We start from the raw sequence: 20,878 nt of genomic DNA on the forward strand, positions 1-20,878 counted from the left end.
CCTCGCATGGTTATGCGCCATAATATGCATGATAGTGCATGTCTCAGCGCTCGTCAAAGGTTAGCACGAGCCGCGGTGTGCAGGCCCGCGCCTGGCAGGTCAACACAAACCCGGCCGCCACCTCGGCGTCGGTGAGGCCGAAGTTGCGCTCCATCGTAACCTCGCCCTCCAGCACCTTGGCGCGGCAGGTGCTGCACACGCCGCCCTTGCACGAGTATGGCAGGTCCAGGCCCGCTTCCAGCGCCGCGTCGAGCACGGCTTCGCCGGCGGCCAGCGGCACCTCGTGCTGCTTGCCATCCAGCACCACGATGGCCTGCGCGGCGGCGTGCGCGGCGCGGCGCGCCTCGGCGGCGTCGACGTCGGCCTGCACCTTGGCCGCCTGCGCGGGGTCGGTGGTGAAGCGCTCGGTGCGGATCGCCTGCGCCGGCACACCGGCCTGCAGCAGCGCGCGCTCGGTGGCCTGGATCATCGCCTCGGGGCCGCAGATGAACACCTCGTCCATGCTGGCCGGCGGCAGCAGCGCGTCCATGATGGCGCGCACCTTGGCCTCGTCCAGCCGCCCCTGCAGCAGATCGACCTCCTGCGCCTGGCGCGACAGCACGTGGATCATCGTGAAGCGGTCGGGGTAGCGGTCCTTGAGGTCCTGCAGCGCCTCGTTGAACATGATGGTGGAGGTGCGCCGGTTGCCGTAGACCAGCGTGAACTTGGTGTGGGGCTGCTCTTCCAGCGTGCTGGCGACGATCGACAGAATCGGCGTGATGCCCGAGCCGGCCGCAAAGCCAACGCGGTGCAGGGCGCGCGGGCGCTGCACGGTGAAGCGCCCCTGCGGCGGCATCACCTCCAGCGTCTGGCCGGGCTGCACGGCGCGCACCGCCCAGTTGGAAAAGCGCCCACCCACCACCGGGCGGATGCCGATGTCGAGCTCGCCGGCGTGCTGCAGGCGCGAGCGCGGGCTGCAAATGGAGTAGTTGCGGCGCAGCTCCTGGCCGTCGACGGTGGCGCGCAGCGTCAGGTACTGGCCGGGCTCGAAACGGAAGGTTTCGCGCAGCGCGGGCGGCACCTCCAACGTGATGGCCACCGCACCGCCCGCTTCGGGGCTGACGCGCTTGACGGTGAGGGGATGAAAGCGGGCGATGCTCATGGCAGCCTCGGGCGGGGGGAGGTCAATGGGGTTTGAAATGGTCGAACGGCTCGTGGCAGTCCAGGCACTGCCACAGCGCTTTGCACGCGGTGGAGCCAAAGCGCGACACTTCGCGCGTGCGCGTCGAGCCGCAACGCGGACACGGCACGGGCGCGGGCGCACGCGGCACGAAACGCAGCACCTGCTCGCCCGCCGTGGGCGTGTCGGCGCAGCGCCCCGGCGGGGCGATGCCGTAGGCACGCAGCTTGGCGCGGGCCTGCTCGGTCATCCAGTCGGTGGTCCACGGCGGGGCCAGTTGCGTGGTGACGCGCGCCCGCACGCCCAGGCGCTGCAGCGTGGCGCGCACATCGTCTTCGATCTGCGCCATGGCCGGGCAGCCGCTGTAGGTGGGGGTGATGACGACCTCGACGCAGGTCGGGTCGTCGGCGGCGGCACGCACGGCGCGCACGATGCCCATGTCGGCCAGCGTGACGACCGGGATTTCGGGGTCGGTCAGCTCGGCCAACGCCGCGTGCACACGCACCAGCAGCGCGTCGTCCACGGGGGGCAGGGCGTTGGTGGGTGGCGCCATCGCGTGCCCTTGCCTCACCACTGCGCACCGGGGTGGGCGCGCGCCACCACCTGCAGCTCGCCCAGCAGGTAGCTCAGGTGCTCCGAATGCACGCCGAGCTTGCCTTGCGGCACGTGGCCTTGGTCGCTGGGCACGCGCAACGTGGCCTCGGCCAGGGTGGCCTCGACCGTGGCCTGCCACGGGGCGCGCAAGGCTGCCACGTCCACGCCCACACCGGCTTGCACGGCGGCGCGCTCCACGTCGCTGGAGGTCCAAAACTCCTGCGTGTACGGCATCAGGTGGCCCAACGCCGCCTGCATGCGTGCGTGCGACTCGTCAGTGCCGTCGCCCAGCCGCACCACCCACTCGCTGGCGTGGCGCAGGTGGTAGCGCGCCTCCTTGAGCGACTTGGCGGCGATCGCGGCCAGCGGCTCGTGGCGGCTGCCCTGCAGCGCGTCCCACAGCGGCACCATCAGCGCGCTGTACAGGAAGTTGCGCGCCAGGGTCACGCCCCAGTCCATGTCGCCCTGCGCGTAGCCGACGCGCGCCAGGCTGGCCGGCAGCTCCAGCAGCACGTAGTTGCGGAACTGGTGCGCGTCGCGCCAGTAGGCGTAGGTGTCTTCGGTGGCGTCGCCGCCTTGCAGGCGCGCCACCTCCTGGTACAGCAGCCGCGCCTGGCCGATCAGGTCCAGACTCTGGTTGGCCAGGGCCAGGTCTTCTTCCAGCACCGGCCCCACGCCGCACCACTGGCAGTTGCGTTGCGCCAGCACCAGGGCGTTGTCGCCCAGGTGCAGCAGGTACTCGGTCAGCACCGAGGTGTCCACGGCCAGCGTGTCCATCACATGTGCCCCACTTCGTCGGGGATGTCGTAGAAGGTCGGGTGGCGGTAGATCTTGTCCGCCGCCGGCTCAAAAAACTCACCCTTGTCGTCCGGGCGGCTGGCCACGATCGCGGCCGAGGGCACGACCCAGATGCTGACGCCTTCTTGGCGCCGGGTGTAGATGTCGCGCGCCATTTGCAGCGCGTGCGTGGCGTCGGCGGCGTGCAGGCTGCCGCAGTGTTTGTGTTCCAGGCCCTGCTTGCTGCGCACAAACACTTCCCACAGCGGCCAGTCTTTCAGCGCCGGGGCGGTGGTGTTGGGGGTGGTGTCGCTCATGGTGGGGGCGTCCTTGGGCGGGATGGGGGAATGAAACGCGGCAGCCCAGGGTTCACGCCGCGGCTTTCAGGGCGCGCTCGCGCTGCTTGCGCGCATGCGCCAGCGCTGCTTCGCGCACCCAGGCACCGTCGTGGTGGGCCTTGATGCGGGTGCCGAGGCGTTCCTTGTTGCACGGGCCGTGGCCGTTGACGGTTTGCCAGAACTCCTCCCAGTCGATCTCGCCGAAGTCGTAGTGCCCGCGCTCGGGGTTCCATTTCAGCTTGGGGTCGGGCAGCGTCACGCCCAACACTTCGGCCTGCGGGACGGTGGCGTCGACAAACTTTTGCCGCAACTCGTCGTTGCTGATGCGCTTGATGCCCCAGCGCATGCTTTGCTCGCTGTGCACGCTGGCGCTGTCGGGCGGCCCGAACATGGCCAGGCACTTCCACCACCAGCGGTTGACGGCGTCTTGCACCATGCGGCGCTGCTCCTCGGTGCCGCGCATCATCGTCAGCAGCAGCTCGTAGCCCTGGCGCTGGTGGAAGCTTTCTTCCTTGCAGATGCGAATCATCGCGCGCGCATAAGGACCGTAGCTGCAGCGGCACAGCGGGATCTGGTTCATGATCGCGGCGCCATCGACCAGCCAGCCGATCACGCCCACGTCGGCCCAGTTCAGCGTCGGGTAGTTGAAGATCGAGCTGTATTTGGCGCGACCGCTGAGCAGTTGCTCGATCAGCTCGGCGCGACTCACCCCCAGCGTTTCGGCCGCCGAGTACAGGTACAGGCCGTGGCCGCCCTCGTCTTGCACCTTGGCCAACAGGATGGCCTTGCGCTTGAGGCTGGGCGCGCGCGTGATCCAGTTGCCCTCGGGCAACATGCCCACCACCTCGCTGTGGGCGTGCTGGCTGATTTGGCGGATCAGCGTTTTGCGGTAGGCCTCGGGCATCCAGTCCTGCGGCTCGATGCGGCCGTCGGCGTCGATGCGGGCCTGGAATGCGGCCAGCTTGGCGGCGGGCTCGTCAGCCTGAAGCGGCTGCACGTTGCCCTTGGGGTCGGGGATGCTCAGCGCTTGGGTGTACATGGCGGGTCTCCGGGGGGATCAAAGGGAGCGTGGGCGCTCGTCCTGCACGCGCTTGGCCTTGCCGGTCTGGGTGCGCGGCAGCGTGTCGGCGTCCAGCACCGTGACGCGGGTGCTGACGCCGATGAAGGTCTTGATGCGGTGCTGCAGTTCGCGCGCGATGGTGGCGCGCTCGGCGTCGCTGAGCCGACCGCTGAGGGCGCGTTGCAGCTCGCAGCGCACTTCGAGCTGGTCCAGATGCCCCTCGCGCGTCAGCACCAGCAGGTAGTGGCCCGACAGTTGCGCGTCGCGCAGGATCTGCTCCTCGATCTGGGTCGGGAAAACGTTGACACCGCGCAGGATGATCATGTCGTCGGTGCGGCCGGTGATGCGGCCCATGCGCCGAAAGCTGCGCGCGGTGGGGGGCAGCAGCCGCGTGCGGTCGCGCGTGCGGTAGCGGATGATCGGCATGGCCTCCTTGGTCAACGAGGTGAAGACCAGCTCGCCCTCCTCGCCGTCGGGCAGCACTTCGCCGGTGTCGGGATCGATGATTTCGGGGTAAAAGTGGTCTTCCCAGATCACCGGGCCGTCCTTGGTCTCGATGCACTCGTTGGCCACGCCCGGCCCCATTACCTCCGACAGGCCGTAGATGTCCACCGCATCCAGTCCCAGCTTGCGCTCGATTTCGGCGCGCATGCCTTCGCCCCAAGGTTCCGCCCCAAAGATGCCGACTTTGGGCGGTATCCGCTCCGGCGCGATGCCCTGGCGCTCGAACTCCTCGGCCAACACCAGCGAGTACGACGGGGTGACCATGATGATGTCGGGCTTGAAGTCCATGATCAGCTGCACCTGGCGCTCGGTCTGGCCGCCCGACATCGGGATCACCGTGCAGCCCAGGCGCTCGGCACCGTAGTGCGCCCCCAGCCCCCCGGTGAACAGGCCATAGCCGTAGGCCACGTGCACGATGTCACCTGGGCGGCCGCCGGCGGCGCGGATCGAGCGCGCCACCAGGTTGGCCCAGGTGTCGATGTCGCGTTGGGTGTAGCCCACCACGGTAGGCTTGCCGGTGGTGCCGGACGAAGCGTGGATGCGCACGACGCGCTCGCGCGGCACCGCGAACATGCCAAATGGGTAGTTGTCGCGCAGGTCGGCCTTGGTGGTGAAGGGAAATTTGGCCAGGTCGGCCAGCGTCTTGAGGTCGTCCGGGTGGACACCGGCGGCGTCGAACTTGGCGCGGTAGTGCGGCACGTTGTCGTAGGCGTGGCGCACGCTCCACCGCAGGCGCCCCAGTTGCAGCGCCGCGATTTCGTCGCGGCTGGCGGTCTCGATCGGCTCCAGGTTCCCGGGGCGGGGGGCTTTGACGGGCATGGTCAGGGTCTCCTCGAATCGGGGTGGTGTCAGGTGGCGGCGCCGCGCGCGGCGGCGGCCTGCTCCAGCCCGGCGATGACTTCGCCGCTGAGGCGGTAGCTCTTGCCGCGGAACAGCGCCACCGTGCGCCCACCACGCACGCGCACCGTGATGTCGTACACACCGGTGCGACCGCTGAGCGAGCGCTCGACGGCCTCGGCCTCCAGCACGTCGCCCGCGCGCGCCGGGGCCAAAAAGTCGATGTGGCAGGCCGACGCCACCGTGTTGTGGTTGTGGCTGTTGCAGGCGTAGGCAAACGCGCTGTCGGCCAGCGTGAAGATCAGCCCGCCGTGACACATCGCGTGGCCATTGACCATGTCCGGGCGCACGGTCATCGACATCACCGCGCGACCAGGGCCAATGGCTTCCAGCCGCATGCCCAGCGCCTGGCAGGCGTGGTCGCGCGCCCACATCGCGGCCGCCGCCGCTTCGGCCAGGGCTTGGGGGTCGGTTGGGGGCGGGGTGTGGGCGCTCATCGTGATACAAAAACATCGTGCTTCTTGATGTTTTCAGTATCACGCGGGGGCAAGCCCATGCCTATAGGGGTTTTCCCGGGGGGGATGCGACGGGTTCAGGCCGTCATCGGCGGCCCCAGCGAGCACTCGTCGTCCAACGGCTCGAAGCGCTGCCACAGCCACGGCGCGGCGGCCGGGGTGTGGCCATCGGCCAGGCACAGGCGCGCGTCCAGGTGCCGCTCGGCCGGGGCCAGCAGCAGGCGGTACAGGCGTCGGCACACCTGGCGCGCACGCTCGCCGGGCCACTCGCGCGGCAGCAGCTCGGCGGGCAACTGCGGGTCGCGCAGCAGCAGGCGCCGCCAGTCGTGGATCAGCAGCGTGCGCGCGCAAAACGCCAACTCCGGCGGCGGCGCGCTGGCGGCGCTGCGCAGCGCCGCTTCGATGGGGGCGTACTGGGCCACAAAGTCGGCGTAGTGCTGCGCCAGCGCCGCCAGGTTCCACGCCTGCTGCACCAGCGTGCGGTTGGGGGTCACGCCACGCAACGGCAGGCGCTGCGCACGCAGCGGCAGCAGCGCCCCGGCCCACGCGCCCAGCCCGTCGGCGGCCAGCGCCTCCAGGGTGGCGTCCATGTCGGCGCTGGGGTGCACGAACACCCCGCCCGGCAGCTCGCCGTAGCCCTGCCAGAACAACGAGCGGCGCAGCCGCTCGCGCACCCGCGCCGGCAGCGCCTCGGTCACCAGCAGCATGCGCCAGTGCAGGTCCCAGCTCGGGGCCCGCGCGGCGTAGATCTGCCGCGCCGCCTCGTCCACGCGCGCCAGCCCCGCGTCGGTCAGCAGGTAGTCGGTGCGTCGCCCGTGCGCCCGTGTGGTCAACCAGCCTTCTTGCACCAGGCGGTACACCGCGGTGCGCACCAGGCGTTCGTTGACGCCCAGCGGCTGCAGCAATTGGATCAGGCTGCCCAGCCACAGGCACGCGCCGCGCGGCAGCACGGCGTCGCCGAACACGGTGACGATCAGCGAGCCGGCCTGCACGCGGTCCTGGCTCGAGTGGGCGTCGATGCGCGCGCGCAGCAGCGCCAGCGCGTCATCGGGCGACGGTGGGACGGGGGGCACGACCATGGGCGCGATGGTAGCGCCCGCGCGCCCGTGCCACCGTGGGGGTCACTCGTGCGCACGCAGCGCCCCCGCAGCCTGGCCCTTGCCGGCCCGCGCGGGCGGCTTGCACAAGCCACACACGTAGTGACGTTTGTTGACGTAGGGGTCGGCCACGAAGTGCCCCCCGCAGCAGGTGCAGCGGGTGCGTACCAGCATGCCCGCGTCGATGAAGCGGGCCAGACGCCACGCCCGCGTGAAGCTCAGCAGCGGCTCCAGCCCACACGCGTGCATCTGCTCGGCGTACAGGCGCCAGGCGCGCATGATGGCGTCGATGTTGTCCACCGCGACGCTTTTCAGGATGGACTGCCGGATGTTTTCAAACAGCGACGCGTGGATGTTGGGCTGCCACTGCAAAAAGTAGTCGGTCGAAAACGGCAACTGCCCCTTGCTGGGCGAGCGTCCGGTCACCTCTTTGTACAGCCTTAGCAGCCGCTCGTACGACAGGTTGGTTTCGCTCTCCAGCACCTGCAGCCGCGCGCCTAGGCGGATCAAATCGATGGCGCGCTGCACGTCGCGCGCTTCGGCCAGCAGGCTTTTGGTGGCGGGCTTGGTGGTGGTGCTCATCGGACGGCTCCTGGCTGGGGTTGCGGCTGCGTTAGGGGGCGTGGCGTTGTTGAGGGTGGACCGGCGGTGTCAGGCAGCCTCGGCCAGTCGGCTGGCCAGCAAAATGCTGCCGTGCAGGCGCTGCGCCGCTTCGCCCACCGAGCGCTGCGGGGCGTGCGATCCGGCCAGCAGCGCAAACACCATGTCGTCGCCGGCCGCAAAGCGTGCCAGCAGCGTGTTCTGGCTGGCCAGTTTGACCACCTGCGCGGTGCTCAGCGCCGCGATCAGCTCGGCCGCTTCCTCGCTCAAGCCCAGCCGAAAACACGCCTCGACCTTGTCGGCACGGATCAGGCGCTGCGCCAGCATCAGGTAGGTGAGGTTGGCCTCGCGGATCTCGGCCAGCAGTTGCTCACGTTCAGCGTCGGTGCCGGGCAGTTCGTGGGTGGCGGCGGTCATGGCAGCTCTCCTTTTCAGGTTCTGGCGCTGCCGGGCTGCAACCTTTACCACACCCCGCACAGCGCTGTTGCGTTGAAAAGGATTGTCAAAACCGCCCTGCTTTTCTTGAATCGGAAGGTGTCTGTTCGCGCCGTCGGAGGTCCGCCGGCAGCGTGTCAGGCAAATTCCTACAGCGGCATGGCGGTGCGCCGCTTGCCGCAGTGGGGTCGGCGGCGCGCATGCATGGACGCCGGACATGCTTCACCAGGTGATATACTTTGGCCACGCGTCGCGTGTTCCGGACCCGCAGCTTTACCCGCTGGATGCGCAAAGCGGGGCTGACCGATGAGGCGCTGTGCAATGCCGTTGTGGAGATGGCGCAAGGGTTGATCGATGCCGACCTCGGCGGTCATCTGCTCAAAAAGCGCCTTGCACTGCCCGGTCAAGGCAAACGGGGAGGTGCACGCACCATCGTGGCCACGAAGACGGCAGACCGCTGGTTCTTTGTGCTGGGCTTTGCCAAGAACGAGCGAGCCAACCTCGACGCGGCAGAGCTCAAAGCGTTGCAAGAGCTGGCCAAGCATTACTTGGGGTTCGATGATCGACAGATCGCGCTAGCGGTCGGCAGCGGAGTACTGACGGAGGTGTGTCATGACGAGGAAAAAGCGCAACAGCCGGATCCTGCAAGAGGTCCATGAAATGGCCTCCGATCTGCACCGAATCGGTCTGATCGACAAGCGCCGTATGCGCGAGTTCGATGCGCTGTGCCACCTCGACGTTCACGAGATGCCGCCACAGAAAATCAAGTCGCTGCGTCAGCAAGCCCGCGTTAGCCAGGCGGTGTTTGCGGCCTTGCTCAACACCAGCGTGTCGACCGTTCAGAAGTGGGAGATCGGCGACAAGAAGCCGAGTGGCCCGTCGTTGAAGCTGCTCAACCTCATCGAACGCAAGGGCCTGGAGGCCGTGCTTTGAAGCTGACCAGGGCCGGTCACGGCGTGGCCTCCGGCCCCATGCCGCCGCGTCGCCGCCCGCTCAATCGCCTTGTTGCTGCAAGCGCTCGCTTTGCCAGTACACGTCGTCGCCGCCGGCAGCGCGGTTGAGCACGCGCGCCAGCACGAACAGCAGGTCGCTCAAGCGGTTGAGGTACTGGCGCGGCGCGTCGTGGATGGCCTCTTCCTGCCCCAACGCCACCAGGCTGCGTTCGGCGCGGCGCGCCACCGTGCGGCACACGTGCGCCAGCGCCGCGGCGCGGCTGCCTCCGGGCAGGATGAACTCCTGCAAGCGCGGCAGCCGCGCGTTGTAGTGCGCCAGCGCCTCGTCCAACGCCAGCACCGCGTCGGTCTGCAGCAACTGGTAGCCGGGCACGCTCAGCTCACCGCCCAGGTTGAACAGCTCGTGCTGGATGCGCTGCAGCAGCGCGCGCACATCGTCCGGCAGAGGCTCGGTCAGCAACAGCCCGAGGTTCGAGTTGAGCTCATCGACATCGCCCATGGCGTGCACCCGCAAGCTGTTTTTGCTCACACGCTGGTTGTTGCCCAGACCGGTCGTGCCGGCATCCCCGGTGCGGGTGGCGATCTGGGTGAGGCGGTGTCCCATGCATTGTCTCCCGTGGCGTGGCTGCGGATAATGCGCAGCATTATCGGCCACACCCGACCCCGCCCCACATGAACGTCGCGCTCACCCCCACGCTGTTGCCGCACATCGACGTCCAACCCACGCCGCCCGAAGCGCTGGTGGCGCTGCAGGCGCGCTTTGGCGCGCAGCTGTCCACCGCCTGGGCCGTGCGCGAGCAGCACGGCCGCGACGAGTCGGCCTTCACCCACGTGCCGCCGCCGGCGGCGGTGGTGTTTGCCGAGTCCACGCAGGACGTTGCCGACGCCGTGCGCATCGCCGCGCAGTGGCGCGTGCCGGTGATCCCGTTCGGGGTTGGCTCCTCGCTGGAAGGTCAACTGCTGGCGGTGCGCGGCGGCATCAGCCTGGACGTCAGCCGCATGAACCAGGTGCTGGCCGTGCACGCCGACGATCTCACCGCCACCGTGCAGCCCGGGGTGACGCGCAAGCAACTCAACGAGGCCATCAAGCACCTCGGCTTGTTTTTCCCCATCGACCCCGGCGCCGACGCCTCGATCGGCGGCATGACCGCCACCCGCGCCAGCGGCACCAACGCGGTGCGCTACGGCACCATGCGCGACAACGTGCTGGCGCTGGAGGTGGTCACCGCGCGTGGCGACGTCATCCGCACCGGCACGCGGGCGCGCAAAAGCAGCGCCGGCTACGACCTGACGCGCCTGTTCGTGGGCAGCGAGGGCACGCTGGGCATTTTCACCGCAATCACCGTGCGCCTGTACCCGCTGCCCGAAGCGGTGTCGGCTGCGGTGTGCTCGTTTCCCAGTGTCGACGCCGCCGTGCGCACGACGATGGCCATCATCCAGATGGGCGTGCCCATCGCCCGCTGCGAGCTGCTCGACGCGCGCACGGTGCGCGCCGTCAACGCCCACAGCAAGCTGGGCTTGCGCGAAGCGCCGATGTTGTTGATGGAATTCCACGGCTCGCCAGCCAGCGTGCGCGAGCAGGCTGAAACGGTGCAGGCGCTGGCGCATGAACACGGCGGCCAGGATTTCGGGTGGGCCACCACGCCCGAAGAGCGCACACGCTTGTGGACGGCACGCCACAACGCCTACTTCGCCGCCGTACAAAGCCGCCCAGGGTGCCGCTGCATCACCACCGACGCCTGCGTGCCGATCAGCCAACTGGCCGAACAGGTGGGCGCCGCCGTGGCCGAGGCCGACGCGGCGGGGTTGCCCTACTTCCTGGTCGGGCACGTCGGCGATGGCAACTTCCACATGGGCTACCTGATCGACCCCGACGACGACGCCGAGCGAGCGCGCGCCGAAGCGCTCAACGCCGCGCTGGTGCAGCGCGCGATCGACTGCGGCGGCACCTGCACCGGCGAGCACGGCGTGGGCCTGCACAAAATGGCGTTTTTGCACGCCGAGGTCGGCGACGGCGCCTTGGCGCTGATGCGCGCCATCAAAGCGGCGTTGGATCCGCTGGGCATCCTCAACCCCGGCAAGGTGTTGGCGTGATGGGGTCAGCCGCTGTGCGCCCGTTCGGTCGTTTGGTGGTGTTGCTGGCCACCCCGCGCGCGGCACGCTGGGTGATGGCCGGCTTCATCGTGTTGCTGGTGATGTAGACGTTGCTGGTGCAGCAAGGGTTGCAACGGCTGCGTGACATCGGCACGATGTTCGACCACGTTGCACGCACGGCGCTGCCAGCGCAGCAGCACGCACACGAGATGCGACGCGCCGCCCAGGCGCGCATCATGCTGTTGCTGCGCAGCTGGCGCAGCCCGACCCGTTCGAGCGTGAGGCGGATGCGCAGGCGTTCGCGCAAGAAGAAGGTTTGGCTTTGGGGCGCGCCCGCGACGCGCTGCTGGCCCTGGCCTTGGACGACGCCACGCAAATCCAGCTGCAGCACTTGCAGCAGCAAGCGGTGGCCCTGAGCCAGCGCCATGAGTGAGGCGCTGCTGGAACAGCAGCGCTTGTTCGACGTGCAACGTGAGCTGGCGCTGGAGCTGCAAGCGCTGGCGCAGCGCATGCAGCAGCAGGTACAGGCCGATCAGCAGCGTGCCCTGGAAGCGCAACGCTCGGCTGAGCGCATTGTGCTGATGTTGGGTGCGTCGCTGTTTGCGCTGGGGGTCGCCATCGGCGTGGCGGTCACGCGCCTGGTGGCACGCGCCGAGCGGTTGTTGCTGTTGGACAAGGAGCGCGCCGAGGCGGCCGCGTGCCGTGACCCGCTGACGGGTCTGTACAACCGCCACGGTTTCGAGCAGGCGCGCGAGCTTCTGTTGCGCGCCAGCCCAAACGGCACGCCGCACAGCTTGCTGCTGATCGACCGGGATCATTTCAAACCCGTCAACGACACCGCCGGGCACGGTGCCGGCGACGCCTTGCTGTGCCGCCTGGCGCAGCTGTTGCGCGAACAGGTGCGCTCGCAGGACATCGTCGCGCGGCTGGGCGGCGATGAGTTCGCCGTCGTGCTGGTGGGGTTGGACGCCCAGCGGGCAACGGATGTCGGGCAACGCATCCGCGACGCCGTGGCTGACTTCAGTTTCGCTTGGGGCGGCCGCACGTTTCGGCTCGGCACCAGCATCGGCGTGGCCACCTTCGTTGCGGGTCAGGCCGAGGCGGCCTGGTCACAAGCCCTCAAAGCCGCCGATGAGGCTTGCTACAAGGCCAAACGACGCGGCCGGGGTCAGGTCGTCGTGGGCGCGGCGGCGGCTGCCGAGCAGGGTTGGACAGCACCCGCCAGCGCTTGAGCTGGCATACGGTAGGCCCACAGCCAGCGACCGTCCGGGCAGCGCCAGCGCAGCGTCGGCCGCCAGCCGGGCACCTCAAACTCCAGGCTGGCCAGCCAGGCGCCCGGGCGCAGCTCGGCCGCGGCTTTGGCCGCCGCGTGCGGCATCGTCTCGGGGCGCTGAAACAGGTACACCAGGTCGTACGGCACCCAATCGGTGCGCCACAAGTCGCCGTGGCGCACACGCGCGCCCACCGGCGCGCGCAGGCGCGCCAACAGCACCCACGGCCAGGCGCGCTCGACGCCGTGCAGCTCGGCGTCGGGGTAGGCGCGCGCCAGCGCGCGCAGCCCGTCACCCGCGCCGCAGCCCGCGTCCAGCACGCGCGCGCGCGGCGGCAGCCACAGGGCCTCGCGCAGGCCGTCCAGCGCCCCAACGGGGGTGGGGTACAGGGGCGCGTCGCGCCACGCCCGCCAAGGGTACAGCGCCAGCACCAGCAGCGCCAGCAGCGCCCACACCCACACGGGCGGTGTCGGCACCAGCCCGGCCGCCAGCACCCACGAAACCGGAAACCCCGCCGCCAGCACCATGCGCCGCAGCGGCGTGTCGCCCCGGCGCAGCGCCCACACGATGGCCAGCAGCGCCACCACCCCAAACGATTCGGCCACCGGCCGCTGCAGTCCGACGCGCAGCACCACGTAGCCAGCCCAGGCCGCCAACCACGCCAGCAGCGCGGGCAGCGGCCAGCGGTCGTGCGGCGACGGCGGGGCGGCGCGGCGGCGCATCGGGGATCAGCCGTCGGCCAGCGCGCGCAAGCGTTGCAGCAGCCCATCGAGCTCGTCCAGCGAGCCAAACGCGATGGCCAGCTCGCCCTGCTCGTCGACGCGGCCTGCACGCTTGATGCGTTTTTTGACGCGCACCTCCACCTGCGCCGCCAGCAGGTCGGACAGCTCCTCTTCCAGCCGGCGCGCGTCATGCGATTTGTCGCGCTTGGGGCGCGGCGGCGTCAGGGCAAACTCGGCGCCCAGCCGCTTGGCCAGCGCCTCGGCTTCGCGCACCGACAGCCCCTTGGCGGCGATCTGGTTGGCCGCGGTGATCTGCGTGGCCTTGTCCAGGCTCAGCAGCGCGCGCGCATGCCCCATGTCGAGGTCGCCGGCCAGCAGCATCGTCTGCACCGGCTCGGCCAACTGCAGCAGGCGCAGCAGGTTGGTGGCGGCGCTGCGCGAGCGCCCGATGGCTTGCGCCGCCTGCTCGTGGGTCAGCCCAAAGTCACGGATCAGGCGCTGCAGCCCTTGCGCCTGTTCCAGCGGGTTGAGGTCTTCGCGCTGGATATTTTCGATCAGCGCCATCGCCGCCGCCGCTTCGTCGCTGACGTCGCGCACCAGCACCGGCACCGACTCCAGCCCGGCCAGCCGCGCCGCCCGAAAACGCCGCTCGCCGGCGATGATTTCGTACACCGGACGCGCACCGCGCGGCACGCTGGGCGCAAACGGCTGGCCGGCGGCGCTCGTGTGCCACGCCTGCAAACGCGCTTCGGCCACCTCGTCGGGCAAGCGGCGCACCAGCACCGGCTGCATGATGCCCTGGGCACGGATGCTCTCGGCCAACTCGTACAGGGCGCCCTCGTCCATGCGGGTGCGCGGCTGGTACTGACCTGGCACCAGGTCGGTCAGGGGCAGCTCGCGTGGGGTGTCGCCGCTGGCGTCGTCGACGCTGGGTCCGAGCAGCACGTCCAGCCCGCGGCCCAGGCCTTTGGGTTTTTTGTTCGCTTGTGTCATCGGTTCACATCCGCTCGACGCGCGCCACCATTTCGCGCGCGAAATCCACGAACGCCTTGCTGCCGCGCGCCGCCGGGTCGAACACCACGCCGGGCACACCGTAGCTGGGCGCCTCGGCCAAGCGCACGTTGCGCGGGATCACGGTGTCGAACACCTTGTCGCCAAAGTGCCCCTTGAGCTGCTCGCTGACCTGCTGCTGCAGCGTGATGCGGGCGTCGAACATCACGCGCAGCAGGCCGATCAGCTTGAGGTCGCGGTTGAGGTTGGCGTGCACCTGCTTGATGCTGTTGACCAGGTCGGCCAGACCCTCCAGCGCGAAGTACTCGCACTGCATTGGCACGACGACACCGTGGGCGGCGCACAAGCCGTTGAGCGTCAGCAGGCTGAGCGACGGCGGGCAGTCGATCAAGACGAAGTCGTAGTCGCCCTGCACCGCGGCCAGCGCCTGGCGCAGGCGGTGTTCCCGGCGCGGCAAACTCACCAATTCGACCTCGGCGCCGGCCAGTTCGCGGTTAGCCCCGAGCACGTGGTAACCAACGCGCTCGCTCGGGCGGACCGCTTCGGCCACGCTGGCGCTGCCCAGCAGCACCTGGTATACGGTGGGGGTCAGGGTGCGCTTGTCCACCCCGGAGCCCATCGTCGCGTTGCCCTGCGGGTCCAGGTCCACCAGCAGCACGCGCTGCCGCAGCAGCGCCAGGCCCGCGGCCAGGTTGACCGCGGTGGTGGTCTTGCCCACCCCGCCCTTTTGGTTGGCCACGCAAAAAACTTTCGCCATTGCCGTCACTACTTCCTTTGCCGGTGCCGCACCCACCCGCGGCTGCGTTGCGCAAGGCTGCAGTTTACGTTCTCTGCACGGCACGCTGGCGCATCCAAACTAGGCAGCGCTCGGCGTTCAGCCCAGGCACGCTCAAAGGTTCCACGTGAAACACTTCGATGACCGGCGGCAGTGCGGCCATTTCGTCGTGCGGCACGCGGCCCTTCATCGCCATCCACACCCCCGCCGGCGCCAACGCCGCGAGTGACCACGCGGTGAAGTCCGCCAGCGTCGCCAAAGCGCGCGAACACACCACGTCGTAGCCGGCTTCTTGCAGCGCTTCGACACGCGCGTGCACGCTGCGCAGGTTGGGCAGCGCCAGCGCCGCGGCCACTTGGGCGACGAAGGCGGCCTTTTTGGCCACCGTGTCCACGCACGTCACCTGCCACGCAGGGCACGCCATCGCCAGCAACGCGCCCGGCAGGCCACCGCCCGAGCCGACGTCCAGGATGCGCACCGCGGCCGCCTCCCCGCGGCCCATCCGCTGCAACTGCTGCTGCAGCGGGCGCACCACCGCCAAGCAGTCCAGCAGGTGGTGCGTGAGCATGTCGGCCGGGTCGCGCACCGCGGTCAGGTTGTACACGCGGTTCCATTGCTGCAGCAAATCCAGGTACGCCAACGCGCGGCGCGGCAGCTCGGTGTGCGCCGACAAGCCCAGCGCGGCCAGCCCGGCGGCCAGCCGCTTGGCCAGGGCGTCGTGGTCGGCAGCGCGCAGGCCGCTCACGCCGCCTCCGCGCGCGGGGTGTCGCACTCGGCCGGGGTGTCGAGGTCGGCAAAGCCTCGGAAACGCCCGCGCTTGAGGTGGATCAGCAACAGCGAAATGGCCGCCGGCGTCACACCCGAGATGCGCGCCGCCTGTCCCAGCGTTTCGGGCCGGTGCTGCTGCAGTTTTTGGCGCACCTCAATGCTGAGCGCCTTGACCTGCATGTAGTCCAAATCCGGCGGCAACTTCAGGTGTTCGTAGGCCGCCGCTCGTTCAACCTCCTCGCGCTGGCGCTCGATGTAGCCGGCGTATTTGGCGCCGATTTCCACCTGCTCGATGACGGCGCCGTAGTCGTCGCCCAACGTTTCACGTGAAACACCGTCGGCGGCCGGCGCAAAGCGGCCACCCTCCAGCGACATCAAGGCCTCGTAGCGCACGCCCGGGCGGCGCAGCAGGTCGAACAGCGTGTGCTCGTGCGCCAACGGCTGCCCGAGCACACGCTCGGCCTCGGCCGCGCTGACGTTGCGCGGATGCGCCCAGGTGGCCTTGAGGCGAGCCGTTTCGCGCTCGATGGCGTCGCGCTTGCGCGCAAACGCTGCCCAGCGCGCATCGTCCACCAGGCCCAGCCGCCGGCCGATTTCGGTCAAGCGCAGGTCGGCGTTGTCCTCGCGCAACTGCAGCCGGTACTCGGCGCGGCTGGTGAACATGCGGTACGGCTCGGTCACGCCCTTGGTGATGAGGTCATCCACCAACACACCCAGGTAGGCTTGGTCACGCGTCGGCACCCACGGCTCGCGCCCCAGCACCTGCAGCGCCGCGTTGATGCCGGCGTACAAGCCTTGGGCGGCCGCCTCCTCGTAGCCGGTGGTGCCGTTGATCTGCCCGGCAAAAAACAGCCCGCCGATGGCCTTGGTCTCGAACGTCGAGCGCAGCGCGCGCGGATCGAAGTAGTCGTACTCGATGGCGTAACCAGGGCGCAGGATGTGCGCGTTTTCCAACCCCGCGATCGAGCGCACCAGCGCGTACTGGATGTCGAACGGCAAGCTGGTCGAGATGCCGTTGGGGTACACCTCGTGGGTGTCCAACCCCTCCGGCTCCAGGAAAATCTGGTGGCTGTCTTTGTCGGCAAAACGGTTGATCTTGTCCTCGACGCTGGGGCAGTAGCGCGGCCCCACGCCTTCGATCTTGCCTGTGAACATCGGGCTGCGGTCAAAACCGGAGCGGATGATTTCGTGCGTGCGCGGGTTGGTGTGCGTGATCCAGCACGGCAGCTGGCGCGGGTGCATCTCGGGCCGACCGATGAAGCTGAACACCGGCACCGGCTGGCCCTCGGTGTCGGACCCCGGCATGCCGTCGCCCGGCTGCACGGTGCAGCGGCTCCAGTCGATGGTGCGGCCATCCAGGCGCGGCGGCGTGCCGGTCTTGAGCCGACCCTGCGGCAACTTGAGCTCTTTGAGCCGCGCGGACAGCGCCACCGCCGGCGGGTCACCCGCACGCCCACCGCTGTAGTGCTGCAAGCCGACGTGGATCTTGCCGTCCAAAAACGTGCCCGCGGTCAACACCACCGCGCGTGCGCGGAAGTGCACACCGATCTGCGTCACCGCCCCGGCCACGCGGTCGCCTTCCAGGATCAGGTCGTCCACCGCCTGCTGAAACAGCCATAGGTTGGGCTGGTTTTCCAGCCGGCGGCGAATGGCCGCCTTGTACCGCTGGCGGTCGGCCTGCGCACGCGTGGCCCGCACCGCGGGGCCCTTGCTGGCGTTGAGGATGCGAAACTGGATGCCGGCCTCGTCGGTGGCCAAGGCCATCGCGCCGCCCAGGGCGTCGATTTCCTTGACCAAATGCCCCTTGCCGATGCCGCCGATGCTGGGGTTGCAACTCATCTGCCCCAGCGTTTCGATGTTGTGCGTCAGCAACAGCGTGCGGCAGCCCATGCGGGCCGCCGCCAACGCCGCCTCGGTGCCGGCGTGTCCGCCGCCCACCACGATGACGTCAAAGGGCTCCGGGTACCACATCGCGCTTCACCACCACGAAAAAGTGTGCATTGTCCCACGTCCCGCTCCGCCTTGCAGGGCGGGGCACACCCAGGCGCCACGTCAGCGTAGGTTTCACGTGAAACGCAGCCCATCGATACCCCGCCCCCCTTGCTCCACATCAAGGCGCTGGCATACATTACCTGTACAGTCAACAGGCGGCCCAAGTGGGGCCAACGCGCTGGCTTTTGCAACACCTTCCGCACAGGAGCACACCATGACCCGTAACGTCGGCGGCATCGACCGCGTCATTCGCATCGTCGTGGGCGCTGCGCTGATTCTGGGCGCCGTCACCGAAACGATCGGCGTATGGGGCTGGATCGGCATCGTGCCGCTGGCCACCGGCCTGATCGGCTGGTGCCCGCCCTACGCCATCTTTGGCATCAACACCTGCAAGGCCCATTCGGGCGACAACCCTACCCACTGACTGTGGTTGAGCCTCGCGGCGCCCCAGGCAGCTGGGTGCGCAGGAGGCAGCCCCAGCTGCCTGGGGCGCCGCCGAACGGTTGCGCTCATGCCCCTACGGCACCCTTAAGGGCCAACTGCGCCCTTGTCCAAGCCAAGTCATCGGCGGCGATCCAACGCTGAACGTCGTGCGCCGGCAGCGCCGGCGCCAACAGCCAGCCCTGCATGGCGTCGACACGGCTGCGACGCAAGTGGTGCGCCTGCGCCGGTGTTTCCACCCCTTCGGCCACGGTGCGCAGCCGCAACAGCCGCGCCAAGCGCGCCACGCCGCGCACCATCGCCGCGTCGGTGGCGTTGTCGGGCAGCTCACACACAAACTCGCGGCCGATTTTGATGCAGTGCAACGGCAGCCGCTTCAGTTGGGCCAGCGACGAATGCCCGGTGCCGAAGTCGTCCAGCGCCAGCTGCACCCCCTGCGCCATCAAATGCTGCAACGTGGCGCGCGCCTGCTGCGGGTTGGCCATGGCCTGCGTCTCGGTGATCTCGAGCTCCAGCGCATCGCCGGGCAGGCCGTGGCGGCGCAGCGCGCCCTGCACCCGCTGCGGCCAATCCGACAAGCGAAACTGCTGCGCCGACACATTGACCGCCACGCGCACCTGGGCGCCCTGCGCCCGCCAGCGCGCCGCCTGGGCGCACGCCTCGTCGAGCACCCAGTCGCCCAGGGCGACGATCAGCCCGGTGCGCTCGGCCACCGCGATGCATTGCGCCGGCGACACCGCCCCCAGTACGGGGTCGTGCCAACGCAGCAACGCTTCCACGGCATCGACGCGTTCGCCGGCCACATGCCACTGCGGCTGGTAGTGCAGGGCCAGCCCCTGGCCATCGTGCAAGGCCTGCTGCAAGCGTTCGTGCAGGCGCACGCGCGCGTCCAACGCATGGCGCATGCGCGCGTCGTAGCGCACCACACCGCCACGACCACCGTCCTTGGCGGCGTACATGGCCAAATCGACGCAGCGCAGCAGCACGTCGGCATCGCGCGCATCGTCCGGGAACAGGGCCACCCCAATCGAGGCGTTGGTGCGCAGCTCGCAGCCGTCCACTGCGTAGGGTTGCTGCAGCGCCCCCAACAGTTTGCGCGCCACGGTCTCGGCGGCGGCATCGTGCACCTCCGGCAGCAGCACCAAAAACTCGTCGCCCCCAAGGCGCGCCACGAGGCCACTCTCGCGCAAGTGCGCGCGCAGCCGGCGCGCCACCTCGACCAGCAGGCGGTCCCCGGCGGCATGCCCGTACCCGTCGTTGATGGCTTTGAAGTCATCCAGGTCCAGCAGCAACACCGCGCCGCAGCGCCCGCTGCGCAGGGCTTGGCGCAGCGTCAGTTGCAGCAGCTCGTGCAGCTGGGCGCGGTTGTACAAGCCGGTCAGCGCGTCGTGCGCGGCCTGATGGCGCAACGCGTCGCCCAGGCGCCGGGCCTCGCTGACGTCGCGCATGAACACCACCGCACACGGTGCACCGGCCACCGTGCAGGCCCCCAAGGCGATGTCCACCGGCACCTCGTGGCCGGCGCGGTGGCGCAGCCGCAGGTTGGTCACCCGGCCCATCGGGCGGGTGTATGGTCGCTGAAAATACTGCGCCACCCACTGCCGGTGACGGCCCTGCAGCCCCTGCGGCAGCAAGATATCCAGCGGCTGATCGACCAACGCTTGTGGCGCGTAGCCCGTCAGCACGCCCGCTGCGGCGTTGGCCAGCACGATGGTGCCCTGCGCATCGACCAACAGCACCGCGTCGGGCGCGGCGGCCAGCATGGTCCGCTCGATACCCTGCCCGCCGGGGGCGTCACCGTCGGCCAGCGCATCTTGCACGGCACGGGCAAGTGCCAGCGCCGGCGTCGACGGCGCATCACCGACACCAGCGCTATGGGGCGGCTCCAACTTCATCGCCCACCCCGTTCAGGCCTCACGCCGCCGGGCCTGCGCCTGGGTCAGGCGCACTCGGCTGTTGGCGGCGGTGGTGTCCCAGCGGGCCGAGGCGGCCACCGTCGGGCGCGCCCCGCTGCGCCACACCTCGACCGCTTCGGCCAGCCGCTCGGACTGCTGGTGCAGCGTGCGCGCGGCTGCGCTCATTTGCTCCACCAAGACGGCGTTGCTCTGGGTGTTTTGATCCAGCTGCGCCACCGCCTCGGCCACGCTGCTGGGGATCAAGGTCTTGATTTCCTTGGCTGTGTCGGCGCTGCCCTGCGCAAGTGCCCACACCTCCCCGGCCACCACGGCAAAGCCGCGCCCCGCTTCACCCGCGCGGGCGGCTTCCACCGCGGCGTTAAGCGCCAGGTTGCGGCGGTTTTTGATCAACGCCGTCCACGACTCGCCGCCCTTGATCGTGCGCCACATGTCTTCGAACGCCTCCAGCGGCATGTCGGGGTGGCACACCATGTTGTGCGGCTGGCCGGTCAGTTCCTCCGCCTCACAGATGGCCACGAACGCCGAATTGGCGTACACGATGCGACCTTTGGGGTCGGTGGTGGACGGCAGTGTCTGGCGCCCGTCGAACGGGTACTCGCGCTGGGTGACGGGTTCGTTGATGCGCATCGGGTGTTTCCCAGATGGGCAAATGGAGAGCATGGGACTCACCTTCAGGATTTCGGAAGACAGCCGCTGCGTCAAGGGACTTTGACCTCAATCAAACAGCGTTTACGCACGTGGATGCCAAATGTCACCAGATGATGGGTTTATATGCTTATTTTGATGCGATGAGGAATGAGGCGTGGTCCGATGCGCACCCTGATGGCGTTGGTCATGACGGCGCCACGGGATCAAGTGCCGGACAGGATCCCACCCCCGGGTTTTCCCTAGGTGTCAGGTCCCGGACGATTGCGTGGCACTTTTATGAAAAGTTCCGGTTTTTCTTTGTACCATCTTTTCATGGCCTCGATGGGCGGGACATGTCCCAGGGCTTTCTGGGGGATGTGGTGATTGTACAG

22 protein-coding genes and 3 pseudogenes are annotated in these 20,878 nt (G+C 69.1%); 5 read left to right on the forward strand and 20 right to left on the reverse strand.

Annotated elements, in window-relative coordinates:
* Positions 1-43 precede the first annotated feature (43 nt).
* From paaE to flhD, 10 genes are all read right to left on the reverse strand, one after another.
* A complete protein-coding gene (paaE, locus tag Taqua_RS03920; protein ID WP_132962323.1) occupies positions 44-1,141 on the reverse strand; it encodes a 1,2-phenylacetyl-CoA epoxidase subunit PaaE in 1,098 nt (365 codons plus the stop codon).
* A gap of 22 nt (positions 1,142-1,163) precedes the next feature.
* Positions 1,164-1,712: a 1,2-phenylacetyl-CoA epoxidase subunit PaaD gene (gene paaD, locus Taqua_RS03925; RefSeq protein WP_144324927.1), complete on the reverse strand. Its 549-nt coding sequence runs from the start codon at positions 1,710-1,712 to the stop codon at positions 1,164-1,166.
* 14 nt (positions 1,713-1,726) lie between these two features.
* On the reverse strand, positions 1,727-2,530 hold the full coding sequence (paaC, locus tag Taqua_RS03930; RefSeq protein WP_144324929.1) for a 1,2-phenylacetyl-CoA epoxidase subunit PaaC: 804 nt from the start codon (positions 2,528-2,530) through the stop codon (positions 1,727-1,729).
* Positions 2,530-2,847, reverse strand: a complete 318-nt coding sequence (paaB, locus tag Taqua_RS03935) for a 1,2-phenylacetyl-CoA epoxidase subunit PaaB (RefSeq protein WP_144324931.1) — start codon at positions 2,845-2,847, stop codon at positions 2,530-2,532. The genes paaC and paaB overlap by 1 nt, the downstream gene beginning before the upstream one ends.
* A 52-nt stretch (positions 2,848-2,899) precedes the next feature.
* On the reverse strand, positions 2,900-3,907 hold the full coding sequence (paaA, locus tag Taqua_RS03940; protein WP_144324933.1) for a 1,2-phenylacetyl-CoA epoxidase subunit PaaA: 1,008 nt from the start codon (positions 3,905-3,907) through the stop codon (positions 2,900-2,902).
* 18 nt (positions 3,908-3,925) lie between these two features.
* Positions 3,926-5,251, reverse strand: coding sequence for a phenylacetate--CoA ligase PaaK (paaK, locus tag Taqua_RS03945; RefSeq protein WP_144324935.1), 1,326 nt, complete (start codon positions 5,249-5,251; stop codon positions 3,926-3,928).
* A 29-nt stretch (positions 5,252-5,280) separates the two neighbouring features.
* The gene (paaI, locus tag Taqua_RS03950; RefSeq protein WP_132962317.1) at positions 5,281-5,766 is read right to left on the reverse strand and encodes a hydroxyphenylacetyl-CoA thioesterase PaaI; all 486 of its coding nucleotides are present in this window, start codon (positions 5,764-5,766) and stop codon (positions 5,281-5,283) included.
* 95 nt (positions 5,767-5,861) lie between these two features.
* On the reverse strand, positions 5,862-6,863 hold the full coding sequence (gene paaX / locus Taqua_RS03955; protein ID WP_185969549.1) for a phenylacetic acid degradation operon negative regulatory protein PaaX: 1,002 nt from the start codon (positions 6,861-6,863) through the stop codon (positions 5,862-5,864).
* Between the two features lie 42 nt (positions 6,864-6,905).
* Positions 6,906-7,463: a flagellar transcriptional regulator FlhC gene (gene flhC, locus Taqua_RS03960; protein ID WP_144324937.1), complete on the reverse strand. Its 558-nt coding sequence runs from the start codon at positions 7,461-7,463 to the stop codon at positions 6,906-6,908.
* Between the two features lie 69 nt (positions 7,464-7,532).
* Positions 7,533-7,898, reverse strand: a complete 366-nt coding sequence (gene flhD / locus Taqua_RS03965; RefSeq protein ID WP_144324939.1) for a flagellar transcriptional regulator FlhD — start codon at positions 7,896-7,898, stop codon at positions 7,533-7,535.
* Positions 7,899-8,155: 257 nt separating this feature from the next.
* On the opposite strand from flhD, the gene Taqua_RS03970 reads away from it, so the two are divergent.
* A complete protein-coding gene (locus Taqua_RS03970) occupies positions 8,156-8,575 on the forward strand; it encodes a type II toxin-antitoxin system RelE/ParE family toxin (protein ID WP_144324941.1) in 420 nt (139 codons plus the stop codon).
* 1 nt (position 8,576) lies between these two features.
* Positions 8,577-8,849, forward strand: coding sequence for a helix-turn-helix domain-containing protein (locus Taqua_RS03975; RefSeq protein ID WP_246094611.1), 273 nt, complete (start codon positions 8,577-8,579; stop codon positions 8,847-8,849).
* A gap of 60 nt (positions 8,850-8,909) precedes the next feature.
* Here Taqua_RS03975 and Taqua_RS03980 read toward each other — a convergent pair whose 3' ends face one another.
* Entirely contained in the window at positions 8,910-9,473 is a 564-nt protein-coding gene (locus tag Taqua_RS03980) for a cob(I)yrinic acid a,c-diamide adenosyltransferase (RefSeq protein ID WP_144324945.1), read from the reverse strand.
* A gap of 68 nt (positions 9,474-9,541) precedes the next feature.
* Here Taqua_RS03980 and Taqua_RS03985 point away from each other — a divergent pair, with 68 nt between their 5' ends.
* Positions 9,542-10,963: an FAD-binding oxidoreductase gene (locus tag Taqua_RS03985; RefSeq protein WP_144324947.1), complete on the forward strand. Its 1,422-nt coding sequence runs from the start codon at positions 9,542-9,544 to the stop codon at positions 10,961-10,963.
* Between the two features lie 425 nt (positions 10,964-11,388).
* The gene (locus Taqua_RS03990) at positions 11,389-12,195 is read left to right on the forward strand and encodes a GGDEF domain-containing protein (protein ID WP_144324949.1); all 807 of its coding nucleotides are present in this window, start codon (positions 11,389-11,391) and stop codon (positions 12,193-12,195) included.
* Here the strand turns inward: Taqua_RS03990 and Taqua_RS03995 are convergent.
* From Taqua_RS03995 to mnmG, 5 genes are all read right to left on the reverse strand, one after another.
* A complete protein-coding gene (locus tag Taqua_RS03995) occupies positions 12,132-12,956 on the reverse strand; it encodes a class I SAM-dependent methyltransferase (RefSeq protein ID WP_144324951.1) in 825 nt (274 codons plus the stop codon). The genes Taqua_RS03990 and Taqua_RS03995 overlap by 64 nt on opposite strands.
* Positions 12,957-12,962: 6 nt before the next feature.
* On the reverse strand, positions 12,963-13,949 hold the full coding sequence (locus tag Taqua_RS04000; protein WP_144324953.1) for a ParB/RepB/Spo0J family partition protein: 987 nt from the start codon (positions 13,947-13,949) through the stop codon (positions 12,963-12,965).
* Between the two features lie 4 nt (positions 13,950-13,953).
* Positions 13,954-14,724: a ParA family protein gene (locus Taqua_RS04005; protein ID WP_144324955.1), complete on the reverse strand. Its 771-nt coding sequence runs from the start codon at positions 14,722-14,724 to the stop codon at positions 13,954-13,956.
* Positions 14,725-14,788: 64 nt separating this feature from the next.
* On the reverse strand, positions 14,789-15,478 hold the full coding sequence (gene rsmG / locus Taqua_RS04010) for a 16S rRNA (guanine(527)-N(7))-methyltransferase RsmG (RefSeq protein ID WP_185969550.1): 690 nt from the start codon (positions 15,476-15,478) through the stop codon (positions 14,789-14,791).
* 5 nt (positions 15,479-15,483) lie between these two features.
* On the reverse strand, positions 15,484-17,481 hold the full coding sequence (mnmG, locus tag Taqua_RS04015) for a tRNA uridine-5-carboxymethylaminomethyl(34) synthesis enzyme MnmG (protein ID WP_144324957.1): 1,998 nt from the start codon (positions 17,479-17,481) through the stop codon (positions 15,484-15,486).
* A gap of 235 nt (positions 17,482-17,716) precedes the next feature.
* Here mnmG and Taqua_RS04020 point away from each other — a divergent pair, with 235 nt between their 5' ends.
* Positions 17,717-17,926, forward strand: a complete 210-nt coding sequence (locus Taqua_RS04020; RefSeq protein ID WP_144324959.1) for a YgaP family membrane protein — start codon at positions 17,717-17,719, stop codon at positions 17,924-17,926.
* 85 nt (positions 17,927-18,011) lie between these two features.
* On the opposite strand, the gene Taqua_RS04025 is transcribed toward Taqua_RS04020, so the two are convergent.
* From Taqua_RS04025 to Taqua_RS13450, 4 genes and pseudogenes are all read right to left on the reverse strand, one after another.
* On the reverse strand, positions 18,012-19,838 hold the full coding sequence (locus Taqua_RS04025; protein WP_144324961.1) for a putative bifunctional diguanylate cyclase/phosphodiesterase: 1,827 nt from the start codon (positions 19,836-19,838) through the stop codon (positions 18,012-18,014).
* A gap of 12 nt (positions 19,839-19,850) precedes the next feature.
* Positions 19,851-20,228: pseudogene (locus Taqua_RS13695) on the reverse strand (methyl-accepting chemotaxis protein); the annotation flags it as partial.
* Between the two features lie 3 nt (positions 20,229-20,231).
* A pseudogene (locus tag Taqua_RS13700) lies at positions 20,232-20,486 on the reverse strand (PAS domain-containing protein); the annotation flags it as partial.
* A 260-nt stretch (positions 20,487-20,746) separates the two neighbouring features.
* A pseudogene (locus tag Taqua_RS13450) lies at positions 20,747-20,878 on the reverse strand (IS481 family transposase); the annotation flags it as partial.

Origin of the sequence: Tepidimonas aquatica (genome assembly GCF_007556585.1) — a bacterium.
Classification (GTDB): domain Bacteria; phylum Pseudomonadota; class Gammaproteobacteria; order Burkholderiales; family Burkholderiaceae_C; genus Tepidimonas; species Tepidimonas aquatica.